Genomic DNA, 15811 nt, shown 5'->3' on the forward strand with positions numbered 1-15811 from the left:
ATTTCTATTCTCCTTTTCTTATGGCGCTATAATAGTAAAAAGATAAACCATAAATACCACTAACAACACAACTCCTTGCAACACATTAGTACGCCCAGTTGCCAACGAAAGCATGATGGTAAACTGCGCCAATAGCAGCAATACCGTAGCCTTCATATCAATTCCCAACGTGATAGTCATTCCAGTTACGATAGATACAATTGCGACAGCTGGAATGGTTAAACCGATACTTGCCAGTGCAGATCCTAATGCCAGATTCAAGCTTGTTTGTAAACGGTTCTTTCTAGCTGCACGATAGGCTGCAAGACCTTCCGGCAATAATACTACTGCTGCGATGATCACCCCAACTAATGACTTTGGCGCGCCAAAGTTCACTACCGCATTTTCTATATCAGGCGCCAGTGCTTTTGCTAACAACACTACAACGCCCAGGCATAAAACCAATAAAAATGTACTTAACAATGCAACCTTAGTCGTTGGCGGTTCAGCGTGTACTTCTTCATTACCATCAGCATCTGGTGGTAAAAAGAAATCGCGGTGTCTCATGGTTTGAACCATTACAAAAGCACCATACAATACCAAACATACCACAGCTACAAAGATAAGTTGAACCTGAGAGTATTCAGGACCTTCCTTACTGGTGGTATAATTAGGAAGAATCAGTGTCAACACCAATATGGCTGTAAGCGTAACCAAAGCCGCACTTACCCCAGGCAAGCTAAACACCTGTTCCTTAAACTTTGCACCCCCTACCAGTAAGCACAAACCAATAATTCCAGTTAAAATAATCATCACCGCAGCCAGAACTGTATCCCGGGCAAGTGCAGCCGTATCCGGACCACCAGTGAGCATCAGAGAGACAATTAATGCGACCTCAATTACCGTAATGGCAAGGGCCAATAGCAGGGTACCAAATGGCTCGCCCACACGATGTGCGACAACTTCAGCATGGTGCACCGCAGCAAGTACTCCTGCAATCAGGACAGCTGCAAGAAAAAATATATAGAAAGTTCCCAGGTCCAAGGAGTTGCCAAAATACGCTAACCAGGCTACTATTGGGGATATAATCGTCCATAAAGGCAATGGTAATTTTTTCTTCATCAATTTGGGATTAAGTAAAATATTGAACGCCAAAACTAAAACTACAATTATTGTGCTGAAAACCATAAATAGGAATGTAACGTTTTAAAACACTATCATTTTTATAATACCTACCTACTATTTATACTATTATGATGATGCTGATTTTTTAGGGAATTTTGCCCCGTCAAAAAAACAACAAGATGGAATACAGAAAATTAGGAAATACAGATTTAGAATTGTCTACAATTACTTACGGTGCATTTGCCATTGGCGGTACCATGTGGGGTGGAAATGAGCAGAAAGACTCTATAGATTCGATCCATGCTTCTATAGACAATGGTGTTACCACCTTAGATACCGCTCCTTTTTATGGCTTCGGATTAAGTGAAGAACTGATTGGAACGGCTTTAAAAGGAAAAGACAGGACCAAAGTACAGCTATTAACCAAGTTCGGTTTAGTTTGGGATGGCAGCAATCAGGGCAAAGGCGAGCATTTCTTTGATTTAGACGAAAACGGAAAAAGTACCCCGATCTATAAACTATCCTCAAAAGCGAACATCATCAAAGAAGTAGAAGAAAGTCTGAAACGTTTAAACACAGATTACATCGATCTGATCCAACAACATTGGCCAGATGCGACTACCCCCATTGATGAAACAATGGAAGCTATGGAAAGCTTGATTAAACAAGGTAAAGTTCGTGCAGCGGCTGTCTCCAATCACAGCGTGGATCTGTTAAAAGAAGCCAGCAAAACATTTATCCCAGCTTCAAACCAAGTAGGTTATAGTATGCTCAACCGCGGCATTGAAAATGAGCTTGTTCCTTACACAATAGCAAACAATATTGGAATCATCGTTTACAGTCCAATGGAAAGAGGACTACTTTCTGGTAAATATTTTCAGAACGAAAAACTTAAAAGCGATGACCACAGAAATGGATATTTTGGTCAATTTGATTTAGAAAAAGTAAAGGTATTTTTGGACAATATCCGTCCGATTGCAGCGGAAAAGAATGCTAGTCTTGCTCAATTGGTGTTACGTTGGACAAGTTTGCAAAAAGGCATCACCATCGTATTGGCTGGTGCGAGAAATGCAGCACAGGCAGTTTCCAATGCCGAATCAATGAATTTTGATTTAAGTAGCGAAGAGTTAAGCTTCATCAATGCTGAACTCAGCAAAATTTAAAAAAAGCTGGCGCGAGATTCTGAAATACATTCAGAATGACGGACATTTTATAACGAGTTTACAAAAAGAGGGCGATCATCATCGCCCTCTTTTTTTTGCAAAAATAAAACGTTAACTTTCTTATATGCAGCAACAAATACACAAACCACTCCATAAAACAAATCTTAATTCATACCATAATGAGCATTTCAAAAGTACTGATGACAGCTCTACTCTTAGGGGTAACTGGTTTAATTGCATGTCAAAACAATACGAAATCTTCTAATGATATGGGAAATAAGAAGGAAAAAATTGAAATAGACAGCGCTGAAGTGCTTTCGGAGAAGATTTTAACAGTTGAACAGCAGGCTGAACTGACCCCCGACACGGTTATAGCCATCCTAAAAAAAGGAAATGAAGATTTTGTTTCTGACGCCTTAACCGTTCGTAACAATTCAACAAGAATTCGTCAAGCTGCATTAGGACAACACCCTAAAGCTGTAATACTATCCTGCCTGGATTCCCGCGTGCCCGTAGAAGATGTATTCCATCGGGGAATTGGAGACCTCTTTGTCGCTCGCGTCGCCGGAAATATTGTAAACGAGGATATCCTGGGAAGCCTGGAGTATGCCTGTAAAGTATCTGGCTCTAAGGTTATTGTGGTTTTGGGACATGAACATTGCGGAGCGATAAAAGCAGCGATTGACAATGTTAAACTTGGAAACATTACCGCTTTACTCTCAAAAATTCGCCCTGTAGTCACTGCAGATACCCCATTCGAAGGAGAAAAGACTACCAAAAACAAAGAATACGTTGACCACATTTGCCTGGAAAATGTAAAACTCAGTATCCATAACATTAGGGAGAAGAGCCCCATCTTAAAGGAAATGGAAACAAAAGGGGAGATTAAAATCGTTGGTGGTATCTATAAAATGGAAACTGGCAAAGTAGAATTCTTCGAGCTACCATAGGTCTATTAAAACCACAATAGCACTTCGTGTACGATAACTTATATGTTTTTATTATAATTTATCGCTAATTATCAAATGGAATATGCTATTATTGTATGACCAAATATAGCCAGAATGAAAAAGTTCATACATTGCATCACCGCCCTGCTGTTATTTACGATTACTGCATATGCCGAAGTCAAGCTTCCCCGATTGGTAAGCAACGGAATGGTATTGCAAAGAGATCAAAACATTAAGATTTGGGGCTGGGCTGATATCGGAGAAGAGATCACCTTAACCTTTAAGAATAAAAAGTACAGCACAAAAGCGGGCTCCGATCACAAATGGGCTATAAATATTGGACCGCAACAAGCCGGCGGACCGTTCAATATGCGAATCAATAACAATGAACTTCAGGACTTACTTATAGGTGATGTATGGTTGTGTTCCGGCCAATCTAACATGGAGGCTACGATGGGTAGACCTAACATCAAAGCAAATTACCCTCAAATTATTGAGCAAAGTAATTATCCGATGATCAGGCAATTTCTGGTTAAAAGAGACATGGCTTTTAACCCAATACCAGATGTAAATAGTGATAACGGCTGGGTGAGTGCAAACCCCAAAACAATCCTGTCCTTTTCTGCTGTAGCTTATTTTTTCGCAAAAGATTTATATGAAAAATATAAAGTACCAATAGGCATCATCCATTCAAGTGTAGGCGGTACACCAGCCCAATCTTGGATAAATAGCGAATCCTTAAAAACCTTTCCGGATTACGACAAAGTAGCCCAAAAGTTAAAAGATACTGCCGAAGTAGCTCGTATATTGAATGAACATCAATTAAAATCAAAAGCCTGGTATAAATCAATAAAAGAAGATGATTTAGGAATAAACGAGAAGTGGTTTTTAACCCCTTATCAGGATGCAGCAAATTGGCAAGAAATTGCAAGCTTAGCGCAGCTAACTGAAAAAATAAAAACACCAAAATATGGCTCCATATGGTTTAAAACTGAGCTAAATGTCCCTGAGCATTTAGCGGGAAAAGCCGCTAGTCTTTCTTTAGGAGTAATGCAGACGCAGGATGAAACTTACCTAAATGGGCAAAAAATAGGAGCTATAAACAGCGGCTATACCGACCGTAATTATCCCATCAAATCTGGAATACTAAAAGCAGGAAAAAATAGTATCACCATCAGACTGATTAGTCCAACTAATGCAATTGCTTTCAATCCAAAAAACAGCTACCAACTCAAATTTTCGAATGACTCCATACCATTAAATGGCACCTGGAAATTCAAATCCGGAATTGAGACCGCAGTTTTACCTAGAGGGAATGGATTATCAGGCCACAGCCCTACAGCCTATTATTATGCTATGATTAAACCCCTTTCTGATTACAGTATTAAAGGGATAACCTGGTATCAAGGCGAAAGTAATACCCCTAAACCAGAACAATATCAAGCTTTACTAACCTCCTTAATCAATACCTGGCGCGAGGATTGGCAACAAGCAAACTTGCCGTTTTTGTTTGTGCAATTGGCCAATTATTCAAGTACAGGTATAGAACCACTCCATAGTAATTGGGCCTTATTGAGGGAAGCCCAGATGAAGACCTTAAAAACACCACACACCGCCATGGCGGTTATACACGATATTGGAGAGAAAGACGACATACATCCAGCCAATAAATTAGATGTAGGAAAGCGCCTGGCTTTGGCGGCAGAGCGAGTTGCCTATCACGAAAACCTTGTCTTTTCTGGTCCCATTTACAAATCAGCAAAAATTCAGGACAAGCAGGTTTACGTTTCCTTTGATCATATTGGAACAGGGCTAAAGTGTGTTGGCGAAAAATTAAATCTATTCAGCATATCCGCCGATGGAAAAGAATTTGTACCTGCACAAGCCAAAATAGTAGGAAAACAAGTCGTAGTTTGGAGCGATGCCATTACCAAGCCTATCGCTGTGCGTTATGCCTGGGCAGATAGCCCGGATGGTGCCAACCTTTACAATAATGAAGGCCTACCCGCTTCAAGTTTTAAAAGCAATTAATCATTTCTAAATCTTAAAATTTCCTAATGAATTATCAAAAGATACTGTTCACGATCTTGTCAGTAGGCCTATCCTTAACTGCTACCGCGCAAAGTTTCAAAGTCGATCAAAGCTTAATATCCACCCCACTTACAGACAGCACAAACTTCTCCTTACTAAATTCGCGTTTGGGCAGTCGCTTTACTTTCTCTTTGCTCAATGAAAAACAAAGCATGCAAACCGGTAGTTTGGGTTTCGATATGGATGAGCAAACAGGTTTACTGATCGGCTTAACCGTTAACCAAAAGACATATTGTTTTAGAACCACAAAGCTGCCTAGAAACGCTAGCTATTTTAAAAACCAACAACTCCGATTCGGACCAACATCCATGCTCCTTACCGGAGAAACACCCGAAGGCCTTAAAGTTAATTTTACATTGATTTCTTCCTTTACATCTTCAAAAGATTTGGCAGATAGTTCGGCCATCAAAACTCAAATCTTCCCTGGCTTTTACTTACAGATTAATGTAGCAAACGAAAGCAAAACCGCTGTCGACTGTAAACTAAAAGTTGGGATCGCTAAAACACCTGTAAAAGGCTTCAACTTCATGAGCCTTGAACCGATGAAACCAGACAATAAAGAGCAGACAGTTTTATTTAAAGATAACGCCAACTTAAATGGAAAACTGGCCCTGACAGCCATTAAAACCCCTGCAAAAGGGACTTTTAGTGACAATGGTTTCGGAGGATTATTTTATGAATTCAACCTACCTCAACAAGCTAATAAAGAGTTTAATCAAATTTATGCAACCCATCACAATCATACGGTAATTGAGGATAAACGAGTAAACCTACCACTCCAATTTTACTATACCCATTACTGGAAAAACATAAATGAAGTTTTGCAATATGCTACAGAAAATTTTGAGCAAAACATACGCCTTACCCAAAAATTTGAGGATAGTTTAATGAATGGCGCTTTAACGAATCAGGAGAAATGGGTTTTAGCCTTAACTTTTCATACTGATTTAGCAAATACCTACTTTTTATTGGATGAACATAAAACAGCCAGATTTTATGTTTCAGAAGGCAGATTTAAACACCTGAGTACGGTAGATGTAGCCCACGAAACTGAAGTAAGTGCTATTTTTTGCCCTTGGCGCTTAAAACTTCAACTCAGCCAATGGACAAACTATATCGCCCGGGCAGAACTTACAGTACCAGCCAATGCAATTCAAAACAAACCGGCCTACCAGCAAGGTATGACTGCCGCAGAATACGGCCCTTACTTATATCATGATGTGGGCGATTTACCTTTTGTAAGTGAAACAGCCAACTACAACTACGGTCCCCATATGGCCGTAGAAGAAAACACCTCCTTCGTATTGTTACTTTATTACTATTGGAAAATCAGTCATGATGATGCTTTTGTAAAATCTATGCTGGGTACCGTTGATGTCTTACTACAATCTGTCATCAATAGAGATACCAATGGAAATGGAATCGCCGATAAGGCCTATGGCTGGACCACCTATGACGCCAATGAAGCACTCAAACTTTCGCCAGACAACACATTCTTAGGCGCCAAACAATTAAGCGCCTATGCGGTAGCTGCCGAAATGTTCAGCGCTTTATCCAATAAAGCCCAAGTTCATGCCATAGATGCCACAAAAAAAGGCGTAGTTGATGGAGAAGGTGCCGGTTATAAAAACATGGGTGTTGCCGTAAATAATGAAGGCTTAAGAAATAAACAAGCACTTCAGTTTGAAAAAGAAGCCAACCTCATTCTCGCCACCTTAAAAAAAGCACAACAGAAATACGGGTTTATTCCGGTAAGTTTAGATGAAGGCTTCCCAAAATGGAACCAACGTTCGGTAGTGATTGGCGAAGGTCTGTTTTTACCTGGTCTCGTTGCCTGTAAATCGCCAATACTCCAGCAGCTAGCCGCAGTACTGAAAAAAGATTACGCAGCAACGTATGCACAAAGCATAACCGACTATGGCATTAAATTAACTACTCAGGAAGGCACTACCTGGTTTAGCAAAACCATTGTCGCCGATGTAGTAGCGGCGCAATGGTATGGCATTAAACACTCCTCGGCCCCCTATGTTTACCAATGGAACAAAAACAGCCCTTATGCTTACAACGATGGTTTGCTTAAAAAGGATGATGTTTGGATTGGCTATTGGTACCCTAGAGGAATATCGATATTAGGCTATTGGTTAATCCGATAAATCTGCATACCGCTTTTCCAGAAAGTTTTTCATAAAAAGATTTACCTCCCATAAGTCGCTAACAGGCTCTTGATTAAACGGCAATTGCGGCATATAGGGATAAGGACCAAATTCACAAGTAACAGTTAAGGTCTTGGTTTTCAAAGTGGAGTGACGTTGTACAATAGCATCCCACCATGCACAATGAAAATCAAGAGCCTCTTTCCATTCTGGCGCTGCCGGATGATTTACCTGGGGACCACCAGGAAAGCCAACGCGGGAATGAAAATGATCTGTCCGATCGATAGCCAGTTGTAGCACTTCTTGTTGGTCCTGCAGATACGACTCGGCTACACAACACCAATGAGAAAAATCTGCTGTTAACCTTAAATCAGGAAACTGATGTAAATACGGAGCGGTAGCCGAAGTGCAAAAACTAAATTTACCACGATGCGTTTCGTGTAGTATCCTTACATCGGTTTCTTTACTTATCCTGGCTGCTAGCGCAATCAACTCACTATTTTGGTCAAACGTAAAAAAGTCCTTCCCCGTTTGCGAATTGATTAAGACCGGCTTTGCAGCAGCTAAAGCATACAATCGAGCTTCGTATTGTTTAACATGCGCTGCAAAATCTACGGTAGCCGTTTCAAAATGCTGACCAATCCAACGCAAACCATTAGCGTTTAGTTGCGTAAACATGTCCAACTGCTCCTCCTCTTCTGCCGGCAAATTTGCCTCTACTCCTGCATACCCCGACAGCTTTGCTTTTGTTGCAAAATCAGTCCATGATAAATGCCTATTCCCCCATCTGGGGATATAAAATTCAATTTCCATCAGATAATTAATTCGTATTTAGGTACTGTGATTGATATGCTGTGGGGGTTACCCCCTTCAATCGCTTAAACAAGCGGTTAAAATAAGATGGGTTGTTAAACCCAGATTCAAAGGCCACCTCAGCAATTGTCAAATCTCCTTTTAACAATAATTTAGCTGCATTCCCCAACCTAATCTCATTCATAAAATCGACAAAAGTCTTTCCCGTTTTCCTTTTAAAATATCTACAAAATGCAGCAGTGTTCATATTACATCTTAAAGCAATATCATCTAAGCTCAAATCTGCTTTAAAATTGTCCAGCACATAATCGTAAACCGCATCTATTTTTTCGATGTCGTTACTTTTGTACTGATGCGCATAACCTATGCTACATAAATAATCATAGGGTTTCTCCGTTGCAATACTCAATAAAATAGCGGTTAGCGCTATAGTCCGCTGCGATTCGTTAAGCGTCAAAAAATCAATCAACTTTTGTTGTAAATCAGAATGTGGCTCCCGAATATGGATGCCCCTTTTAGCATCATTCAGTAAATCAAGAACAGGTTTCATCGGTGGAATTTTAAGAAATTCATTCCCAGCATAATCCTGATTAAACCTAATAATAATGGCTTCCGCACCCTTCTCTGCTGTGTCTTGATAATAACTACTGTGGTTACGCCAATAATGTGGTAAACGCGAACCCAAAAGGATGATTTCACCCGGTTTAAATTCAGAGATGTAATCACCAATAAATTTAGTTCCTTCACTTTTAATCACAAAAGTAATCTCCAGCTCATCATGAAAATGCCAGGGATTTGCAAAATAACTGACCTGCTCTCTTCTTGCATCAATATGAAATTTACTGTAAGCCGGAACTTTAAGATGAAGTGCTTTCATTGCACAAAAATTAATCATTTAATCCTAGAAAACACCATATGCGCAAAATTTGTTCTACATAAAGCAAAATTAGCGCTAAAGCCTGCTCCGTTTTTATCCTAGCTTCGTTTAAAACAAATATTTAAACACAACAGAATGAGGTCTTCATTCTATAATTGAACGACATGAAAATCTCTTACGGATGGAAAATATGCATCCTCCTCTTTTTTAGCACCACGATCAATTACCTGGACAGGCATGTGCTCAGCATTTTGGCGCCAGAACTGCAACATTTGTACAACTGGAGCGAAGTAGAGTACAGCTATATCGTAACCGCATTCCAGATTTCGTACGGCTTAGGAGTAGTCCTAACCGGAAAATTATTAGATAAGTTTGGCACCAAATGGATCTTCGCTATTGGCGTAGCCTTATGGAGTGCCGCAGGCATGGCCCATGCTTTTGCAAAAGGAGCAGTTGGTTTTGCAATGGCCCGTTTCAGCTTAGGATTGGGAGAATCTGTAAACTTCCCTGCCAGTGTTAAAACAGTGGCCGAATTATTCCCCGCTTCTCAAAGGGCCTTTGCCACCGGATTTTTCAATGCAGGTTCAAATATTGGTGCCATTGTAGCTCCTCTATTGATTCCTTTTATTGCTTATAAATTTGGTTGGCAATGGGCCTTTATCCTAACCGGAGCTTTAGGTTTTATATGGATGTTTTTTTGGATGATCACCTATAAAACACCCGAAAAAGTACCTGAGCTAATTCCTACCCAAGCTCCTGGCCAAACTCCTCCAATAAATCAAGAAACACCAAGCTCTAAAAGCTGGAAACAAGTCGTTTTCAAAAAGGAAGTCCTAACTATTTGTCTGGTTCGGTTTATTTCCGATCCAACCTGGTGGTTTTTGCTATACTGGCTACCTAAATTCTTAAACGAAACCAAAGCAGTAAGTACTGGCTCCTTAGGTTGGCCATTAGTTACGGTTTACGTATTGGCAGATATCGGCAGCCTTGCAGGTGGTGCCTACTCTTCCTATTTGATTAAAAAAGGCAAAAGCGTATATGCAGCCAGAAAACAAGCACTATTGGTATGCGCCTTAATCGGCTTATTGCTATGCGGAGTTGGCTTTGTCGATAATTTATGGATGGCAGTAGTCCTGATTGGCTTAGGAGCGGCAGCGCACTGCGGTTGGACAGCAAATATATTCGCCACCATTACTGACGTTTTTCCATCAGACGAAGTAGGTACAGTGATGGGGGTAGCAACCCTTTCCGCTGTAAGTGGTGGCATTGTCTTATCCCTGCTAACCGGACGAATTTTAGCACTCACAGGCAGTTATAGCAGTATATTCCTGATTGTTGGCTGCACCTATCTAATAGGCTACACCCTACTTACCCGTTTAATCCCCACAATAAAAACAAATCAAACATAAGAAAATGGACTATAAAAAATTAAGTGCAGCAGATAAAGCCCTTTTTAACGAAAATGGCTATGTATTGATCAAAGGAATGCTAAACCCCGAAGAGGTAAAAAAGCTATATGACATTGCCATTCACGACCAGGTCATCAGCAATAAATCATTTGACAGAGGCGATGCTAACGGCCTTAGAACTAAATTGGCTTTGTGGTATTCCTTAGCAGATGATGCCTATAGCTTATTGGCACGTTCTAAACGAATTGTCGAAGGTGTCCAACTTTTATTGGAAGGCGAACCCGCACATTTTCATTCCAAATTGATGCAAAAAGAACCCAAAGTTGGGGGCGCGTGGGAATGGCATCAGGATTATGGCTATTGGTACCGTGATGGTTTCCTATATCCGCAGATGTTAAGCGTGCTCACGGCATTAAGTCCGGCCACTAAAGAAAATGGTTGCTTACAAGTTATTAAAGGCTCACATCTAACCGGAAGGATCGAACATGGCTTTAGCGGAGAACAGGTTGGTGCCAATCAAGAAAGAGTAGATGAGCTATTGAAGCGACTAGAACTGGTGTATGTGGAAATGGAAGCTGGAGATACATTGTTCTTCCATAGCAACACCTTACACCGTTCAGATGCCAATCTTAGTGATGCACCACGATGGTCCTTAATCTCGGCCTATAATCTCATTAGTAACAAGCCTTACAAAGGAAATTATCCATCCGCAAGCGAGGCGATACAAATGGTAAATGATGAAACTTTATTAGCCTCAAACACTGAAGGAATACAAGAAGATGCCAATTTTTTAATTAAATAAACAGCAGCATTCTTTTTATATATTTAAGTTTTTATTAACGGATTTAGTAATACTTTTACAGAAGAATTCGATATGCGCAAATGAAGACAAATATACAAACTGGTGTAAAGGAAATAGCAAGGCGGGCGAATGTTTCTATAGGTACTGTTGATAGAGTATTACATAACAGAACAGGTGTTTCAAACACAACCAAGAATAAAATATTGGCCATCATGAAAGATCTGGATTACCAGCCTAACATTTTGGCACGTAGACTAGCCTCTAAAAAAGTATTGCGCTTTGCCAGTTTAATTCCCGCTGTTTCTAAAGAAACAGAATTTTGGGATGCCCCGATTAAAGGCATCGAAATGGCCGAAGCCGAGATCAAGCAATTTGGAATTGTGATTGATAAATATTTTTATGATCAAAATGATAAACAGTCTTTCGTAAATCAAACGAAAAACATCCTTAAAGCTGAGGTTGATGGCATATTGGTGGCCCCCATTTTTATTGAAGAATCACTAGCCTTTGCTAAACTTTGTAACCTTAAAAAAATCCCGCAGGTTTTCATCAACTCTGATATTCCAAATGAATCCAGACTGAGTTACATTGGTCCGGATTTATTTCAAAGTGGACATTTAAGCGCCCACATGGTCAACTACTTAGTCAAAGAAGGGGATAAAATTTTGATTGTAAACATCTCCAAAGAGATCGATAGCTATCATCACTTGTCGCGAAAAGAAGAAGGTTTTAGGGCTTACTTCAAAGCACATGAAAAGCAAGTTCGAATTGTAAAAACCGATATTACACCCGATACCGATTACCTTTCAGTAGCCAAGCGATTGACGGAAGTATTAAGCGAGCATACCGATGTTAAAGCCATTTTTGTAACCAACTCCAGGGTTTTCTCTGTCGCTCAATTCTTAGAAAAAACAAATCAGGAACATGTTTTTTTAGTAGGCTACGATTTCCTACCCCAAAGCATCGAACACTTGAAAAAAGGAGTAATAGATTTCTTAATCTGCCAAAAACCTCAAGAGCAAGGCTATAAAGGCATCATGGCCCTATATCAAAACCTGGTGTTAAATGGCGAAATAGAACCTACCTATTACATGCCAATTGACATCATCACGAAAGAGAATTATAAATCATATAGAAATTAACAGCGCCTATAGCGCTGTTAATTTTTTATACCTTAATAAGGCTTCTAAGTAATAATAATCTGCATAAACAATTGGGGTATTGATCTCAGATTTTGCTGGCTTATGCCCTACCGAATGTTTTAAAATAAAATTATTGTTCTCATTCAAATTCGCCGTATAGGCAGGAGAAGCTAAACTAGCCAGCATTTGCTCGGCCGTAGAGAAATATAAATCTTTGTTCTTTTTGCTAAACGTACTCATTTCTAAAAATGCAGAAGCAAACACGGCTGCTGCCGAAGCATCTCTTTCTTCGTTTGGTCTATCAAAATCCCAATAAGGTACTTTATCCGCAGGAAGATTTGGATGCTTGATGACAAAATTAGCGATCCCCTCAGCCTGTTTAAGATACTTCTTATCCTTCGTTTCTCTATACATCATCGAATACCCATACATTGCCCATGCTTGTCCCCTTGCCCAGGCAGAAGAATCTGCTGCACCCTGATGTGTTTTTTGTCTATAAACTTTAGTTCCCGGCAAATAACAAACCACATGATAACTGCTAAAATCTTTTCTGAAATGATGTTTTAAAGTATTGTCTGCATGCGTTACCGCGATGTTGTACAATCTTTTGTCTTTTGATTGTTTAGCAGCCCAAAATAAAAACTCCAGGTTCATCATATTGTCGATAATCACCGGATATTCACAATCCGCATGTTTATCCCATGATTTGATCAAACCATAAGCAGGATTAAACCTGGTCGCCAATGAATTTGCACCAGTAACCATCGGCTCTATATACTCCTTATTTTGAGTCAAGCGGTAGCCATTTCCATACGGACAATACAGCATAAAACCTAAATCATGCGTCCTTGTATTGTGCTTTTCTTTATCTAAAGCTTTTGTCCATTTATCTGCGGCAGCTTTCCAGTTCGCCCCGCCAGTGTATTCATATAAATACCATAAAGATCCGCCAAAAAAACCGCTACACCACCATTCAGAAGTCCTGTCATCAGGTGCTCCATTCGGTTTTGTAGACTGTGGAAATTTGGTTAAGTCTGGGTGACTGGCCAACATATTGGTGTATTGCTTGGTCGCAAAGTCAAATGCTTTATCTACGTCTACCAATGGCTTTTTCTGGGCAATGCCATTCGCAATGATCGAAGTCATTAAAATAAAAAGTACAACTATTTTCTTCATGTCTGGATGGATACTATACGTTAATATTGGGGTTTAATTAAATTGGAAATTTACAGTTGCACCTTTCTGATCTCCTTGTGGCAGACTGATCGGAAAAGGTTCCTTGATTTCAAGAAATTCAGAACTAAAACTGATGTGTAAATCTGTTAATTTCTGAGTGGGATCTGAAAGATATAATATGGGATTTTTTGTCTTCAACGCTTTGATTAATAAAACACAAGGCTGATCAACAGTCACAGAAAAATTTGGCCTTGTCAAACTACCCGCCTCATAAAACACCACCTGAACCATTTGCAAATCTTCATTTTCAACAGCCTGCACAAGAGGTGTATTTTCTAATATTTTGGTATTCAAAGCCTTGTTACTTTTCATCTCATTTTCACTGATATTTGGTTTTACAATATAGGCATAAGATCCTTTAACTGGATCATGGCCATGATTAAGCCATAACTTAAACACCTTTCCTTGCACCACATTTTTCGATCTATTGGCATTGATTAAGCTCCAGCGACCGCTTTGCTTTCCGCTAGTCCATTTGATATCGCCCTGGTTTGGAAAATAATAACCCACGCTATCCTGCCAGATTCGCTTGATATCTTGATCAAAAACCCTTACCGGCCCCTTTGCCCAAGCTTGATTAACCGTAGTCGTAATCGCTTCCTTAGCCAAACTATTGATATCAGCACCTAAACAAACCACTTCATCATCAAAGAAAAACCATGCTTTTTTTGCAGTCACCTCATCATAATCCAATTGATAAACCGTTGTGCCATATACCCCGTCAGATGTACCTCCAATAAAAGAGCCTACTCCTCTTTCTCCCCACTCAATCGTAGTTCTTTGATCTACCTTATAATCCCTACTGGTTACACCCGGAATTTTATCCCATTCCCAAACCGGCATGATATTATAATACTCTGCACCGCTACGCTGGATATTGGTAGAGCCATCAGGTAAAAACTTACCAATTAAATTCTCATTATTTCCAAATTCCGTTCTAACGGTACGTCTGGAAACGGTCCTTACGTTAAAGGAATAAGCCGGCCGATTGTGGAGCGTATAGTCGCTCTTATAAAAATGAGTATGGCTAGGTTTGATTCCAAAAGAGGGCGCTTGAATTTGCAGAATTCGTTGCTCTGCCTCATCTAACACCATTGTATTTTTTGGATTTACTTCTTTTGCCAACGCCAATAAGCTGTGTGTTCCTGCTTTCGATGTAATATTGTTTTTATCTAAAACATCATTTCTCGAAATCCCCCGGCCCTCAGTATTAAAATCAATATACCTGCCCCTAATCGTCTTTAAATAAGTACCGATTAAGTACTGATCCAGTATTTTTAACTTTTCTGTTGGGAGCGCATAACTGGTTCGCAATAACCAGGATGCCACCTTATATTCGCCATTTAAAAACACCTGACCATAGCTCGCGATCTGCAATTGCGGCCCATGCTGCAAATAAGAATAATCGTATTGTAAGCCTTGTCTATTGCCTAAGGTAATGGGTTTAAATGCCTGATCAACGGCCGAGTCCATCAGTGTTTTATCTCTGGTTAGACAAGCCCGATACATCATGTGAATAGCGATATCCGATTTATTAGCACCAGCGGCCCTAATCACATCCCCTTGCTTCATCAAGTTGATCAAGGAATCCTGTAAAGTTGAGGGTACCGTATTGCTGCTTTTTAAGAGCATCAAGATCTCCCCTATAGCTGTCGGAGAAGCAATGTCATTTTGAAACCAATTCTTACTGCTCGGGCGTTGCTGTGCCCAATACCGCAGAGCGTTGATGGTTTGCGAAGCCAATTTCTTATCCCCGGCAGGCCCTGCGTCGTTTAAAGCTAGTGCAAATTGCTTAATTCTATTTAAATGGACCAGCGGGGCCCAACTCGTTTCAGCTTTAGAGGAATAATCAATCCCCAACCAACGTCCATCATTTTGAATCGCTAATGCATTCTTTTTGAGGTCCTCATTGAGCTGATTGATTTCAACTTCGGCTTTGATATACTTCGTGATTCTGGATTCAATGATTTGAAATTCATCCTGACTATGGGCCTTACTTATTGTAAAACAAACCATAGCCAGGACGCTATAAAATATGGGTAACCTCATTTATCTACTCTTTAATCGCTCT

12 protein-coding genes are annotated in these 15811 nt (G+C 40.0%); 7 read left to right on the top strand and 5 right to left on the bottom strand.

Going from position 1 to position 15811, the window contains the following annotated elements; translation table 11 throughout:
• Positions 1-18: 18 nt before the first annotated feature.
• Positions 19-1101: a calcium:proton antiporter gene (locus EZ444_RS01675; protein WP_131606590.1), complete on the bottom strand. Its 1083-nt coding sequence runs from the start codon at positions 1099-1101 to the stop codon at positions 19-21.
• A 182-nt stretch (positions 1102-1283) separates the two neighbouring features.
• Between EZ444_RS01675 and EZ444_RS01680 the strand changes: the two genes are divergently transcribed.
• The 4 genes from EZ444_RS01680 (at position 1284) to EZ444_RS01695 (ending at position 7461) form a co-directional block, all read left to right on the top strand.
• A complete protein-coding gene (locus EZ444_RS01680; RefSeq protein ID WP_131606592.1) occupies positions 1284-2267 on the top strand; it encodes an aldo/keto reductase in 984 nt (327 codons plus the stop codon).
• 179 nt (positions 2268-2446) lie between these two features.
• The gene (locus EZ444_RS01685; protein ID WP_205945187.1) at positions 2447-3217 is read left to right on the top strand and encodes a carbonic anhydrase family protein; all 771 of its coding nucleotides are present in this window, start codon (positions 2447-2449) and stop codon (positions 3215-3217) included.
• A 114-nt stretch (positions 3218-3331) separates the two neighbouring features.
• Positions 3332-5248 carry a sialate O-acetylesterase gene (locus EZ444_RS01690; protein WP_131606594.1) on the top strand — a complete coding sequence of 639 codons (1917 nt, stop codon included), beginning with the start codon at positions 3332-3334 and terminating at the stop codon, positions 5246-5248.
• Between the two features lie 26 nt (positions 5249-5274).
• Positions 5275-7461, top strand: coding sequence for a glycoside hydrolase family 52 protein (locus EZ444_RS01695; protein ID WP_131606596.1), 2187 nt, complete (start codon positions 5275-5277; stop codon positions 7459-7461).
• Here the strand turns inward: EZ444_RS01695 and EZ444_RS01700 are convergent.
• On the bottom strand, positions 7450-8274 hold the full coding sequence (locus tag EZ444_RS01700) for a sugar phosphate isomerase/epimerase (protein ID WP_131606598.1): 825 nt from the start codon (positions 8272-8274) through the stop codon (positions 7450-7452). The two genes, EZ444_RS01695 and EZ444_RS01700, sit on opposite strands and share 12 nt — an antisense overlap.
• Before the next feature lie 7 nt (positions 8275-8281).
• On the bottom strand, positions 8282-9151 hold the full coding sequence (locus EZ444_RS01705) for an AraC family transcriptional regulator (RefSeq protein WP_165503492.1): 870 nt from the start codon (positions 9149-9151) through the stop codon (positions 8282-8284).
• Between the two features lie 164 nt (positions 9152-9315).
• Between EZ444_RS01705 and EZ444_RS01710 the strand changes: the two genes are divergently transcribed.
• The 3 genes from EZ444_RS01710 to EZ444_RS01720 all read left to right on the top strand — a co-directional run bounded on the left by EZ444_RS01710 (position 9316) and on the right by EZ444_RS01720 (position 12504).
• Positions 9316-10560, top strand: a complete 1245-nt coding sequence (locus EZ444_RS01710) for an MFS transporter (RefSeq protein WP_131606602.1) — start codon at positions 9316-9318, stop codon at positions 10558-10560.
• 4 nt (positions 10561-10564) lie between these two features.
• Positions 10565-11362 carry a phytanoyl-CoA dioxygenase family protein gene (locus EZ444_RS01715; protein ID WP_131606604.1) on the top strand — a complete coding sequence of 266 codons (798 nt, stop codon included), beginning with the start codon at positions 10565-10567 and terminating at the stop codon, positions 11360-11362.
• 80 nt (positions 11363-11442) lie between these two features.
• Positions 11443-12504, top strand: coding sequence for a LacI family DNA-binding transcriptional regulator (locus tag EZ444_RS01720; RefSeq protein ID WP_131606606.1), 1062 nt, complete (start codon positions 11443-11445; stop codon positions 12502-12504).
• Positions 12505-12510: 6 nt separating this feature from the next.
• Here the strand turns inward: EZ444_RS01720 and EZ444_RS01725 are convergent, their stop codons facing one another.
• A complete protein-coding gene (locus EZ444_RS01725) occupies positions 12511-13680 on the bottom strand; it encodes a glycoside hydrolase family 88 protein (RefSeq protein ID WP_131606608.1) in 1170 nt (389 codons plus the stop codon).
• Between the two features lie 33 nt (positions 13681-13713).
• On the bottom strand, positions 13714-15789 hold the full coding sequence (locus EZ444_RS01730) for a polysaccharide lyase family 8 super-sandwich domain-containing protein (RefSeq protein ID WP_131606610.1): 2076 nt from the start codon (positions 15787-15789) through the stop codon (positions 13714-13716).
• Positions 15790-15811 lie beyond the last annotated feature (22 nt).

Source organism: Pedobacter hiemivivus, from assembly GCF_004331685.1.
GTDB classification, from domain to species: Bacteria; Bacteroidota; Bacteroidia; order Sphingobacteriales; family Sphingobacteriaceae; genus Pedobacter; species Pedobacter hiemivivus.

Coding starts and splice junctions, on each gene's coding strand:
- EZ444_RS01690 (WP_131606594.1), top strand. CDS start 3,332: ATGAAAAAGTTCATACATTGCATCACCGCCCTGCTGTTATTTACGATT.
- EZ444_RS01700 (WP_131606598.1), bottom strand. CDS start 8,274: ATGGAAATTGAATTTTATATCCCCAGATGGGGGAATAGGCATTTATCA.
- EZ444_RS01710 (WP_131606602.1), top strand. CDS start 9,316: ATGAAAATCTCTTACGGATGGAAAATATGCATCCTCCTCTTTTTTAGC.
- EZ444_RS01695 (WP_131606596.1), top strand. CDS start 5,275: ATGAATTATCAAAAGATACTGTTCACGATCTTGTCAGTAGGCCTATCC.
- EZ444_RS01705 (WP_165503492.1), bottom strand. CDS start 9,151: ATGAAAGCACTTCATCTTAAAGTTCCGGCTTACAGTAAATTTCATATT.
- EZ444_RS01730 (WP_131606610.1), bottom strand. CDS start 15,789: ATGAGGTTACCCATATTTTATAGCGTCCTGGCTATGGTTTGTTTTACA.
- EZ444_RS01675 (WP_131606590.1), bottom strand. CDS start 1,101: ATGAAGAAAAAATTACCATTGCCTTTATGGACGATTATATCCCCAATA.
- EZ444_RS01680 (WP_131606592.1), top strand. CDS start 1,284: ATGGAATACAGAAAATTAGGAAATACAGATTTAGAATTGTCTACAATT.
- EZ444_RS01720 (WP_131606606.1), top strand. CDS start 11,443: ATGAAGACAAATATACAAACTGGTGTAAAGGAAATAGCAAGGCGGGCG.
- EZ444_RS01725 (WP_131606608.1), bottom strand. CDS start 13,680: ATGAAGAAAATAGTTGTACTTTTTATTTTAATGACTTCGATCATTGCG.
- EZ444_RS01715 (WP_131606604.1), top strand. CDS start 10,565: ATGGACTATAAAAAATTAAGTGCAGCAGATAAAGCCCTTTTTAACGAA.
- EZ444_RS01685 (WP_205945187.1), top strand. CDS start 2,447: ATGAGCATTTCAAAAGTACTGATGACAGCTCTACTCTTAGGGGTAACT.